Below are 12,639 nucleotides of genomic sequence, written 5' to 3'. Positions count from 1 at the left end.
CTAGACTTCTTAAAGCCGGACTATAAATGCTTAACTAATGAGCATGGCCTGATGGTTGTTTAAAATAATCCGCAAGTGTAAGATGAATTCAATCTTTAGAATTTAAAAGATAATTTCTAAGAAAAGAAGAAAATATGGACGTTCTTTACCAACAACTGATTCGCTCTTCAATTTTCGGGACGCTGGTTCTATTTGCGCTCCTGTTTATCTCTGCTGGCACCCTAAGCTACTGGCAAGGTTGGCTTTACATGGTAGTGTTTGTTATTACATCCGCCGCATACAGCGTGTATCTAGCAAAATATGATCCAGCGCTTCTCAAGCGTCGTACTGAGGCAGGCATCGCGTATGAAAAGGAGCCCGCCCAAAAAATCATTATTTTTATTCTCTACATTCTGTGTATCGCACTTGTCGTCTTGTCACCGCTCGATGTCCGTTTTGACTGGTCGTTGGTACCATGGTATGTATCGATCATAGGTGATGCGCTCGTTGCATTCTCATTCTATATCTTCTATCTCGTGTCGAAAGTGAATACTTATGCTGCCGCCAACATTCGTGTTGAGGAGGGGCAACAAGTTATTATGACGGGACTATATGGATGCGTGCGCCACCCGATGTATCTTGGCGCCATGTTTCTTTTCATTGGCACACCACTGGCACTCGGCTCATGGTGGACCCTACTTCTGGCTCCCGCCTTCCTAGCACTCCTAGTTGCCCGTATCTTGAATGAGGAAAAAATACTTGTACGGGATTTGCCCGGATATACTGAGTATCAAAAAAAAGTCACTACTCGGCTGCTCCCATTCATTTGGTAACTACTGATTATAAACTTGATGGTACAATTTTGGATTTAGGATGCAAGTGATAGAAAAATGAATTATGTTGCATTTATTCGTGGAATTAATGTAGGCGGTCACAAAAAGGTCGCAATGCGGGACTTGTGTCTTTTGTTGGAAAATCATGGGCTTGAGCAGGTAAAAACTATTCTGCAAACGGGAAATATTATTTTTAGTGTAGAGCATGGTGTGCCGGAGGCTCTTCTGGAGGAGCAGATTGCATCGGCTATTTATCAACAATTACAATTGGTGGTTACTGTATTTGTGCGCCAAAAAGAGTTTCTTGAGCAAACCATGCACAACAATCCGTTTTCTGAAATGGCTATTGCAAATCCAAGTCATTTACTTGTGATGTTGCTTGCAAAAAATCCTTCACTCTCTGCTTTAGAAGATTTAATCAAGAGTATACAGGGGCGAGAACAAATTACTGCCGGTTCTCAGTGCCTTTATTTAACCTATCCTGATGGGATAGGACGTTCTAAATTGACACATCATTTGATTGAGAAAAAACTTGGCATACAAGGCACTGCACGTAATTGGACGACAATTGCTAAGATCCATGCGTCTATGGCATAAAGTTCCAGACAAAGAGCGTCAGTGATTTTAGAATCATCATGTAATTCGCATTGGAGTTAAGGAGATACAAATGGCTCATACTCACCTCAAAGAAAATAAAGATCTCAAACATCATGATTTAGTGTGCTACAAGCAGACACAAATAGACAGCCATGGCAAACTTAAATTCTTCCTTGAAAAGCACAGTACTAAAGAAGGAACTTGGGGAAGTTTGCATCTTAATGAAGGCGAAATTGATTTTATTTTTCTGAATGGCGACGGAGAAGAGCTTTCTCGAACTCGAATCAATAAAAATAATCCGCAGTTACTAATTCCACCTGCTGCGTGGCATAAAATTATACCAATTAGTGAGCCTTTTAATGCCTCATTGGCGTTTTACTGTAAACCAAATCGTTATTTCAGTAAAAAGTATGGCTTAGGTGCCGTTCATCATGATTTGTTTTCTATTTACGCTACCCATTTGCACGCTCAAGATCCACTAATTAGCTTGGATGTTGGTTGTGGTTCCGGCAGGAATCTTTTATTTTTAGCTCGAGAGGGTTACCCGATAACAGGCATTGATATCAATGAATCTGCTATTGAGCAGGTTTCAACAATTGCCCAAAAAGAGAACTTACCGCAGGTGCAAACAATAGTGCATGATTTGCATGAGCCTTTGCCTCTTAAAAAAGAACAATATCATTTCGTACTTTCAACCGTCACGTTACAGTTTTTAAAACCCGAACGGATTCCTTCTTTGCTCCATGAGTTACAACAAGCAACGCTGAGGCAAGGGTTCCATTTTCTAATATTCCCCATCCAATCGGAGCTGTACTCATTACCTGCATCATTTATTTATTTACCAGAAAAAGAAGAGCTGTATCATTTTTATCAGGACAGTGGTTGGTCAATACTGGAATATAAAGAGTCTGCAGGGCTACTGCACCAACACGATGAATTTGGCAGACCAATACAGGGATTATTCGGTCATTTGTTCGCGCAAAAAGTAGTGTAAGAAGTGTTCCTAAATTTAGTTCCGTGGCGGTAATAAAGTTTTGCTACAGCAAGTATTTGTTGTGTTTGTATACGCCAAGAGTAGCTGTACAGTCTACTGGTATCTGCTTCGATACCCACTGTATTGAGACCATGGGTATACATGTTAAATAAAAAAAACTCTGAGAAGCTAAAAGTAATGAGAACACGTAATCGACTACAGGCTTACAGTTAACTATAGCCATTTGATTTCAAATGATTTATTGGGTGTGATAGGATAATCAGCTATGTTGGAATGGATGTACATGCCTTGTTTTTATAGCGCATTTTTTTTCTGACATGATGTTGAATCATATTGTGAGTACAGTTCATTTTTAGAGGATAACGTCCCTGATTGCGATTAGGATGCCAATAAGTTACTTGCTCGATTATCAAAAATAATTCAAACATTTTTACAAGGAGTTTATCGATCGTGAAACAATTCAACATTGCATTAGGATTGGCTGTAAGTATTTTTTCCGGGAATTCGCTAGCCGCTGAGCCAGTAAAATTAGTGATCCCTGAAGTGAAACATGATGTTTCTGAAACATTAAAAAGTATGGCATCGACTGTTCAACTAGTTCAACCAGCACATCGCGTCGTTCCTTTATATAGAAAGCCACTAAAGCTGAAGCCAATTGAAGGCACGTTCATCGATGAGGCGATACAGCCTAATGTTACATTGCCACTAGTGGCAACCCCGGGTCTTAGCTTTTTAGGTTTAGGTGCTGGTTTTCCAAATTTTGAACCTAGTATTTCTCCACCAGATCCTAATGCCTCAGTAGGCTTGACTCAAATAGTCCAGTGGGTAAATGCCAGTTTTGCTGTTTTTGATAAGGCTACAGGAACTCTTGTGATGGGGCCAACTGCTGGGAACGCATTATGGGCAGGCTTTGGTGGGCCATGTCAAAATCAGAATAGCGGCGATCCTATTGTGAAATACGACCAACTAGCAAATCGTTGGGTTATGACTCAATTTGCTGTTGAGGACAAAGCACATCAGACCCAATGTATTGCGGTTTCTACGACATCGGATGCGACTGGTCCATACTATCGCTATGCATTTGATTTCGGCACTAACTTTAATGATTATGGGAAATTGGGTGTTTGGCCAGATGCTTATTATATGATGTTCGCCATGTTTCCCGCTGACGTTCTTGATGATGATGAAGGATTTGCACCAGCGATACCCACTCAGTCTGGACCTGCTGCGTGCGCTTTTGATCGTAACAGTATGTTGACTGGCTCCCCAGCGACGATGCAATGTTTTCAACCACAGCCCGCAGCAGGTTTCTTCCTGCCCTCGGATCTTGATGGTAAAACCCTGCCGCATGCAGGCGAGCCAAACTATTTTGTCGGGCTTCTCCAAGACGCAAATGGGGTAACAGATCGCCACCACCTTGCAGTATGGAAGTTCCATGTGGATTGGCAAAATCCCAATAACAGCACATTTATGGGGCCTACTGCACTGAGAGTAAAAGAGTTCAACCCAACGATTTGTAATAAAACTCCAGATAATGCAGACGGTGATTGCGCTGTACAACAAGGAACTAACGCGAAACTTGATGTGATATCTGACAGACCAATGTATCGCTTGGCATATCGTAATTTGGGTAGTCATCAATCGTTAGTATTTAATCATGTTGTACAAACTGGAAATCAAATTCCGGCTACCCGTTGGTATGAGTTCAGAGTAAATTACAGAGGTAACTTAACGGTTCATCAGCAAGGTACATATACACAACCTGATGGCAATGGGCGCTGGATGGGTAGTATTGCGATGGATAAACAGGGAAATATGGCGTTAGGCTTTAGCGTTTCTGGCCCCGCACTGTTTCCATCCATCCATTATACTGGACGCAAACATTATGACCCTCGTGACAGAATGCGTGGTGAAAATATCATTATGAATGGAGGCGGACATCAATTACCTTCTGCGCCAGGCAAGACCAACCGCTGGGGTGACTACAGCAGTATGGCCATTGACCCGAGTGATGATTGCACGTTTTGGTATACAAACGAGTTTCTGCAGGAGTCAGGGAAGGACAACTGGAGTACTCAAATTGCTTCATTCAAGTATCCAGAGTGTAAGTAAACTCTGAGTCTTAACAATGAAACAGCATGAAAAATACTTCATGCTGTTTCATTGCGAATGATTAACCCAGGATACAAAACGTTTTGCCTGCTTAATCCATAACTCCGGGTAGAGCAAAGTAAAATGACCATGCGAAGTTGGTGTTCCCTTTTGTAGAATCCATCGCCCATGTTTTACTTGTTTTATTAAAGCGGGCATACGATAAAACTCAGGTGAATCTAGCGCGTCATCAGTGAAATCCAGGGCAAATACTTTTGTTTTAATCGCCGATAACAACGGTTCTGGATTATAGTCTCTAGAGGCTGACATGATATAAATGATATCGTTAGCATCTTTTTTGCTGCCTGCCATCATTGCTGCATGGATGTAATTCGTTGCTTCGTTCGCATTAGCAATCATGTGTTGTATATGGGGTACCCCATCGACCATCATTGCCACTAATGGCCAAATGGCCTCTACTCCATAAGGAGGCGTTGTATAATTTCCATTGTGCCAAGACGGGTCATTTTTGATAGTATTAATCACGATTTGTCGCCAAAGCAAATTGCGCCCATCAACGATGCGTGGAAGACATACAATAGGCATAATCCCATCCATAAATTCGGGATATAACTCACTCCACATCCAGCTGTGCATGCCGCCCATAGACGTGCCAACAATCATTTTTAAATGTGCAATTTTTAAATGTTCAGAGACTAACTGATGTTGCAGTGCGACCATGTCATGATAGTTATAATTAGGGAATTGCATGCGGAGGCCGTCGCTGGGCTTACTTGATTGTCCTTGACCAATGTTGTCTGGGAAAATTAAAAAATAATGATTCATATCAAAAGGTTTTCCAGGTGCTAATAATGCTTTTTCAAAACGCGCAAGCAGTTCACTGCCACTGCCACCGGTCCAATGCAAAAATAAAACCGCATTAGTTATCTCACCTTGATTATTTTTCTGCGGCGTCCCAGCGGTAATGTAATGGAGGCGGAGGTTGTTTAAGGTTTGGCCATTTTTAAATGAATACTTAGGAATTATAAAATCACCTTCTTGATAGCCAATTATTGTTTGTGTTTGGGATCGAGAATTCATTTTGTTTGTTTTTCCATACGTTTGCGGCAACTGAAAAAATAAGGTAAAACAAAGCAACAGAATATTTATTTTCCTCATTGATTAAACCTTTAATTTTGACTCATTGATCCTGTTGTATCAAATCAGGTGGTAATTGTCTTTAATTATCGTTATTTCATGAAGCTACTTGCGCTATCAATAGGATGCCTATGAAGGTACCAATTACTTTGCCAACGTACCGCGGCTTGCCCGCGGTACGTTGAGTTTCTGGAGTAAGTGTTAAAAACTTATAGCTTTTTTGAAGAGAGAAGCAAGTTTCTTAGTGGAATACATGTCTATCATCATTTTGTTCTTGTGACTCTTTTATTATATCAATTGCATCACCAATGAGGTCTTTAGAGCGGCCTTGCTGCAAAGCTTTCAGTTCATTTTCTGTCATAACTACGTTTTCTTCTCCTTGTAAAATTCTAATTGCCTTTTTGGCAGCACTGATTTTTGTTGTAGCACTCAATACATCAGGCCTAAAAATTTCTGCCCATTTGCTTTTATACTCAGACCGGGGATCAGAACTCTCACGTTCAGCTTCACGAATAGCGATATATTGGCTTAATTTTGCAATAGGATCTTCTTGCAATTTGGCTTGAATTTTACGATCACGTGGATCTGCATCTATGCCATATTTTTCGTGAAACTTAGCTATGGGACAAATATAAGTACCAGAGACAACCATGCAATTTGGTTTTTGGCGCAAGTCGCTGTCAATGACTTCATTGAGATTTCTTTTGCTATCATCAAAAAAATCAACGGTAATATCTTCTGTGCCCAACAATTGAGGTAAATGAGACATAAGTCCTTGGCATTGCTCTACTTTACCTTGAGGGTAAAAGGTGTCCGGAGCCGCTCTTTCATCTTCAATACCAAAATGTCTTCTTACTACCGCAGCTTCGTCACTTACACGTTTGTTGAATGGAGCAAAATCCAACTTATCTTTCTTGCTAGCCGCTTCTTCTTTTAATTGTTGTTCGAATGGCTTTAAGGCTGTTTCATAATATTCAGTTGGCGGTCCAAAACACTGATCAACAGAGGTGGATACTTTCACTTTTTTTCCGATTGCTTTACTTAGTGCGTCAACGGCATCACAAGTATTTACAATAGTATCTTCTCCCACTTCTCCCGAGAGGAGATACGAGCGCGAAATTTGTCCAACCTGCAGATACATGCTTCTTTGGGTAAACAAGATAATCTCATCATAGGCTTTAAGTTGCTCCACTAAAGCTTGATTTAGTTTACCTTCAATAACCAAACACCCATCGATATCTACAAAAGCAGCTTTCTTAGGCATAGATCCTCCAAACAATTAAGCTATAGTGCTTTTCTTTATCATAGATAATTATTTATTAAGAATTTATTAATTGATAAATACAATAAATCGCTCTGATCGTGGCAAAAAGTTTTATTTATGTCTTTGGATTAGGATTGGAGTAAAGGCTTCTGAATCGATTTATCGAAAAAAAAATTGTGATTTCAATAATGTACTTGAAGAAATAGAAGAGCAAGATGCAGCAAACGTAGGTCAGGGGCGGGTCTTGGTTCGACAATGTACTAATAAATTAACTAAAAATTAATTTATTAGTACATTGATGGAAATTAAGAGATTGAGTTTAATTGATGCATCGAAATCAAGTATCTTGGCGAAATTATATCATCAGTCTCGGCATATTTTATATGCACACTAGTTACAATCCTGGTTGTATAATCCTCTCGTTCGAGACAGTTCCGCACTTTTTTCTAGGAGAAATTAGCGCCGCATTATAAGATGTTGCCATGTTAGTCACTGAATCCCGCGGACCAAAATGATTTCAATGTTTGCTATTCCCAATTGTGATACGGTAAAAAAAGCGCGTACTTTTTTAGAAACCAATAAAATTGCTTATGAATTTATTGATTTCAAAAAATCGCCACCAACAAAAACACAGCTCCAAGCGTGGAGTGACTACTTCGGTGAGTTACCTGTCAACAAGAAAGGAACGACATACCGAAAATATAAAGACCATTATGAAGCATTAGGTATGGCGGAAAAAATTGATTTTATCATCGCCAATCCATCAATCATCAAAAGACCGGTTTTAGTACAAAATGGCAAGACCATTGCGGTGGGCTTTGATGAAGAACAATATAGCGAACTCATCACGAACTCTTGAAGACAAAATTGAGCGCAAGTTGTTGACGTTCACTTATCAGCAATAGACAACAAGAATCTATTTAAAACACTATCATTAGCCCATTGTGATCCTAAATCGCTGGTATTGTTACAGAAACACTTGGGAAATCAGCTTTAGAAGTCAGTAAGCGGAGGCTGGGCTGTTAAGCCCAGCGTTTGCTGAATTAACCAAACGCCTCCTTCAATTGCAACGATAGGCGAGAATATGATCTTAAATGCAAATAGTCCGTAGGTCTGGGGGCAACTGTCTTGAATTAAAAATTTAAGTCAGTTGCCATGCTTACCGGCAGTCAGAAAGCAGCCTGGGTGTAAGCAAACCGTGACCCGGGTTGCAAATAAAAAAATCAGACACCCTTTCCCCTGCTTTTGCTTCACCCAGACTTCGTCTCCTGGCTCATTTTCTGCAATGAGTTACAAGCAATGTTTATTAGGGTTTCTCTTCATACATAGGTTGGCGAAATAATATCTTAAATCAGATACGAAGATATCTCCTTCATTTTCCATGACAAATATTCTTTCAGGTTGCAATTCAAGATAATTGGATGCTTGTAGAATTGGGTAATAAACTGTTCCTGCATAGGAAAAAAGCCATTTGTTTAAAAAGGGTAGAATGATTTCGGGGGCATTTGAATAAAATCGTTGATAAATATCGGCAATTAATTCTTTTCTCATGTCAAAATTACTTTTGAAATGAAAATTGCCTCTATCTTGACGATAAAGCATCAGTGGCACTTTATCAGGGTTGTTTTTTAAACCCGCATTGAGATTCATTGATATAATAACACCTTTGGCATTTTCAATATGCAAGGTTGCGGTATTAAATAAGTTGTAGCCATTATATTCTTTGAGATAGGATTTTAAATAATCAACGGCTTTATCGGTTAATGGATCAAAATAACTCTGGATGGAAAAACTGGTTGCATATTCCTCGGGGCTATCTTGATCATAACCACAATTGACGTAGGTGTTGTAGGTAAACAAGTTGGGAGAGATTTTTTCTGAAAAGACCTGGTCTATTTTATCTGTTACTTCTTCGCAACTGAGTCCTAATCCTTCAACATTTCCGCGAACGCGAACGATTTGAGTTGGAAAATCAACGGTTCTTTGCGCCATTTGCTGCAGATCAGGTATTTCTTGTTCATTACTATAATGTTTGACTATCGTATTTTTATTTTTCGGCAAAGGGGAAAAAATAAGACCCTCTAAATTGTGAGCCGAATTGGCAAAAGCAAGAAAGGGGGATAAGCACAAAGCGCCTAATAAACAGCTTATTTTCATAATAAACTCCTTATTTAATTAATGAGAATTCCATTCAAATTTTTATCATATTAGACATAGTGAAGTAATGAGACCAATCCAATAAGCCAGTATATCTTATCTGGTTTGAAGACCAGATCCTATGGATAATATCAATACACTTGTCTAATTTGGGCGGGATACATCAGGTTTTTCGAATATCATTTGTTTTAACTGCTCCAAACTGGTATTATTGCCGCCATTTTAAACAGCGTGGTAATTTATATGACAGTATTGGCCGTTTGTGGACCTATAGGTAGTGGCTTTAAAGCGTTGAGTGAGCAATGTTATTCTTTATTAAATAAAAAGAGCACCTTACTCATTGATAGTTCTGCTTATAATTCTAGCGAGTTACTTTTATCTGCTATCAATGATGCATCCGGTGATGTTATTGTTTTTGGAGCAGATATTTTCTTAGATGAGAAACTACGATCAAGGTTTGATATCAAGGTCTTTATCGAATTAGACTCCGATCTTTGTTTGGCCAACCATTTAAAATCAGCAGATGCACATAATCTTGAAGAACAACTGAATTATTATCTTAGTCAAATTAAGCCGCTCAATGAAAAAATAAGATTATCCGCCAAATTTGCAAATCTACGCCGCCCACAAGAGAGTGCAAATGATAAATTAATTAGCTTGCTTATTGATGAAGCAGGTAAAAGCTTAAGCACGTGTCCAGCTACCTCTAGTACTCTCCCCAGAGATATGTTCTGGAAATCTGCATCTCAACATCAACAAACAGGCTCCAATGATAAGATTGCTGCAGTTGAAGGTTCAGACTCATTCAGTTTGGTGTAATAATTGCTGAATACGGATAGGCCACGTGTTTTGGTGGCTAAATCAGCTGAAGGCCTCGATGTATATTATAATATAAAGTAACTGAGGAATTTATAGCATCAGTTTGCTCTGCTCACTTATAGGGAGATTATGGCTATGAACGCGGATATTTTATATATAGAAGATGATGACGTTGACATTGAATCGATGCAACGTGAGTTTGCCAAAATGGAAAAAAAGGTCAATATTGCTATCGCCAAGGATGGGAAAGAAGCACTGGATATGTTGTATGGACGAAATGGTAAGCCTAAACTCAGGCCGAAGGTGATATTACTTGATCTCAACCTCCCCAGGATGAACGGCATCGATTTTTTGAAAGAAGTTAGAAAATCTTTTGATTTTGAAAAAGTTAAGGTTTTTTTACTTACAGGTGAATATACCACTAAAGAAAAGCTTGCTAAAAGTGAGTTACACGTATCTGGTTGCATTATCAAGCCCTTACAATACGCGGATGCACTCAATATTTCGTGGTGTATTTCTGCAAGCGAAGAAATCTCAAGATTATTTTTTATGCAGTAATGGCAATAACCCAAGCCGATTCACATTCACCGCATGCGCTTCATCTCGACAATGAAAACCGTGAAAAAAGTTCCCCGAGAGGAAATGACCATTTTTTTCGCCAAAATCTTCACAGTACTTTCAGGCCACTGAATTAAAAGGAAAATTGAGGCTATAGGCTTGTATTGGCTAAAATTTTTTATATCGACCGCTTTTCTCTTGTTCCCCCTTGCTTTAAAATCTCTCTAACATACAGGATGAAAAACAATAAGTTGCCAATTAGAACGGTAAGAAATTGTTTATTTTATTATGTTAACCCCGCAAATGAGGCACTCTATGTGGCATGCATTCAAAAGATCTTATCTGGCAATGATTTTAATCGCTATAAGCCCCCTTCTTTCTGCAAGGGCCATTATTGACGCGGACGTTATCCAAAAGTTCAAATATCCTAAAGGATCAAAGCGGGGCACATTATCTCTGGTAGTTTTTTTACATAATCAGACAGAAAAAGTATCGTTTATTGAAGAAATAAAAAAAATTGAGGGTGTGTACATACAAGATTTAGGTTTTATGCCTGCAGTAGCAATACAAGTTCCACGAGATCGCGGTTTACTCTATCAAATTGCCAATTTGGATTCAGCAGCCCAAATTTCTTCACATACTGCCGCAACGCCAGAGTTGGATATTAATGCGCAAGTTTTAAAACTTACTCCTTCATCCTTTTATCCTAATGTAAATAATTGGTGGGATCATGGTTACACTGGTCAAAAAGGGATTATTGGTATAATCGATACCGGTGTAGATCCATTGCACCCTTCATTATCTAATAAAAAATTAATCCTGCAACAGGATGGAAGTTCTGGGTATTCAAATCATCTTAATGGCGTGAAAGAGCCACATGCCACAGGTGTAGCCTGTATTTATACGAGTAATCATGAAAAATATAAAGGCATGGCTTATGGTGCGTCCACCATTATTTCTGGACTGGCGGGAGAGGAAACAGCTGATCCTGCAAGTATTATGCGCACCATGGGGTCTTTGGACTGGATGTTGAGCCGCACGGAACAGAAGCCTACTATCATTAATTACAGTATGGGCAATGGTCGATTGGATTTAAATTGTCCTGCGTGCCCTGAATGGAGTGGGCTTGCAAAAGTCATAGACTATGTGGTGAATACGCAAAAAATTCTCTGGGTCAAATCGGCAGGAAATGCGGGATACATAGAACCCGCACATCAGTATACTTTTGCTTCCACGCTAACAGTGCCTGGTGATAATTATAATGGGCTGACGATTGCTAATATGAATACAGTGATTACCGAAAATGAATCGGTTGTAGTAAAAACTGCAGATAGAAGCAAACATATAATAAAGCAAACCAGCAGTCGAGGGCCTACCCCATTTGGTCGGCGTAAACCTGATTTAACGGCCCCAGGCCATGATACGTTTACCTGCGCGCCTGATCCCAAAGTATATGGCTTTGTCTATTCTAATGCGATGAAGTACAAAGATGGCTATCGTCTTATGGGTGGCACCAGTTCTGCGGCACCGCATGTAGGTGCTTCGGCATTGTTACTGCAAGATGCTGGTATTCAGAATCCTATGGCCATCAAAGCCTTACTTATTAATAGCGCCGATACCTGGGCTGATGCCGGTACAGCCGATTCTGGGCATTCGGAAATCATGGGTTCTGCATGGAATAGAACGTATGGTTGGGGTTATCTCAATATGGAAAAAGCTTATCAACAGAAAGACAATATTATAGAAAGCGAGTTAACTGTTGAAAAACCAATATGGGAATATGAAACCACGCTGAAAAGAGGACAAAAAGTTACCTTAGTTCATGAACGACGCGTGGGATATGGTGCAGAAGGCAATGAGTGGAAGCTGAGTCATTTGTCGTTAGTGCTTATTGATTTGGAACACCAAAAGGAGATTGATAGCGACAACAGTCCTATAGATACAGTGCATCAAGTTGCAAATTGTAAGCGCGAACCACAGGCAACCAACTGTTCTGAGGACAGCAAAACAATGAAGGTTTTAGTCAGAGTACAACTTCTAAGTAAATCCATCGATGGTAGTGCCAGCGAGCCCTTTGCGATTGTAGTACCGCCTAATGATGAACATTAAAGACCATACAACATATGCTGATTCTGGCCTTACATGCGCATACGTAAACGTATGCGTACCCGAAAAATGCTATCGGGGAT

At 39.7% G+C, this 12,639-nt stretch carries 11 protein-coding genes; 8 read left to right on the top strand and 3 right to left on the bottom strand.

The genetic code is table 11. The features are described 5' to 3' along the window. The first annotated feature begins 134 nt into the window (after positions 1 to 134). The 4 genes from BGO44_RS02800 to BGO44_RS02785 all read left to right on the top strand — a co-directional run bounded on the left by BGO44_RS02800 (position 135) and on the right by BGO44_RS02785 (position 4,515). Positions 135 to 812 carry a methyltransferase family protein gene (locus tag BGO44_RS02800; RefSeq protein WP_273198165.1) on the top strand — a complete coding sequence of 226 codons (678 nt, stop codon included), beginning with the start codon at positions 135 to 137 and terminating at the stop codon, positions 810 to 812. A 57-nt stretch (positions 813 to 869) separates the two neighbouring features. Beyond that, a complete protein-coding gene (locus BGO44_RS02795) occupies positions 870 to 1,409 on the top strand; it encodes a DUF1697 domain-containing protein (RefSeq protein ID WP_058511197.1) in 540 nt (179 codons plus the stop codon). A 70-nt stretch (positions 1,410 to 1,479) separates the two neighbouring features. Next, positions 1,480 to 2,403, top strand: a complete 924-nt coding sequence (gene tehB / locus BGO44_RS02790; protein WP_273198168.1) for an SAM-dependent methyltransferase TehB — start codon at positions 1,480 to 1,482, stop codon at positions 2,401 to 2,403. Between the two features lie 450 nt (positions 2,404 to 2,853). Then, positions 2,854 to 4,515: a hypothetical protein gene (locus tag BGO44_RS02785; RefSeq protein ID WP_058511195.1), complete on the top strand. Its 1,662-nt coding sequence runs from the start codon at positions 2,854 to 2,856 to the stop codon at positions 4,513 to 4,515. A 48-nt stretch (positions 4,516 to 4,563) separates the two neighbouring features. Here BGO44_RS02785 and BGO44_RS02780 read toward each other — a convergent pair whose 3' ends face one another. Continuing rightward, positions 4,564 to 5,673 carry an alpha/beta fold hydrolase gene (locus BGO44_RS02780; protein WP_058511194.1) on the bottom strand — a complete coding sequence of 370 codons (1,110 nt, stop codon included), beginning with the start codon at positions 5,671 to 5,673 and terminating at the stop codon, positions 4,564 to 4,566. Positions 5,674 to 5,893: 220 nt separating this feature from the next. After that, on the bottom strand, positions 5,894 to 6,916 hold the full coding sequence (locus tag BGO44_RS02775; RefSeq protein ID WP_058511193.1) for a hypothetical protein: 1,023 nt from the start codon (positions 6,914 to 6,916) through the stop codon (positions 5,894 to 5,896). A gap of 511 nt (positions 6,917 to 7,427) precedes the next feature. Here BGO44_RS02775 and BGO44_RS02770 point away from each other — a divergent pair. Next, on the top strand, positions 7,428 to 7,775 hold the full coding sequence (locus BGO44_RS02770; RefSeq protein ID WP_058511191.1) for an arsenate reductase family protein: 348 nt from the start codon (positions 7,428 to 7,430) through the stop codon (positions 7,773 to 7,775). Positions 7,776 to 8,206: 431 nt separating this feature from the next. On the opposite strand, the gene BGO44_RS02765 is transcribed toward BGO44_RS02770, so the two are convergent. Next, entirely contained in the window at positions 8,207 to 9,073 is an 867-nt protein-coding gene (locus BGO44_RS02765; RefSeq protein ID WP_273198169.1) for an Lpg0189 family type II secretion system effector, read from the bottom strand. A gap of 243 nt (positions 9,074 to 9,316) precedes the next feature. Here BGO44_RS02765 and BGO44_RS02760 point away from each other — a divergent pair, with 243 nt between their 5' ends. The 3 genes from BGO44_RS02760 (at position 9,317) to BGO44_RS02750 (ending at position 12,559) form a co-directional block, all read left to right on the top strand. Beyond that, positions 9,317 to 9,892: a nucleoside/nucleotide kinase family protein gene (locus tag BGO44_RS02760; protein ID WP_273198170.1), complete on the top strand. Its 576-nt coding sequence runs from the start codon at positions 9,317 to 9,319 to the stop codon at positions 9,890 to 9,892. A 135-nt stretch (positions 9,893 to 10,027) separates the two neighbouring features. Then, positions 10,028 to 10,450: a response regulator gene (locus BGO44_RS02755; protein ID WP_058511727.1), complete on the top strand. Its 423-nt coding sequence runs from the start codon at positions 10,028 to 10,030 to the stop codon at positions 10,448 to 10,450. Positions 10,451 to 10,765: 315 nt separating this feature from the next. Beyond that, entirely contained in the window at positions 10,766 to 12,559 is a 1,794-nt protein-coding gene (locus BGO44_RS02750) for a S8 family serine peptidase (RefSeq protein WP_058511188.1), read from the top strand. Positions 12,560 to 12,639 lie beyond the last annotated feature (80 nt).

The sequence above is a fragment of the Legionella sp. 39-23 genome (assembly GCF_001897665.1).
GTDB classification, from domain to species: domain Bacteria; phylum Pseudomonadota; class Gammaproteobacteria; order Legionellales; family Legionellaceae; genus Legionella; species Legionella steelei.
This window is presented reverse-complemented; position numbering and strand designations above follow the sequence as displayed.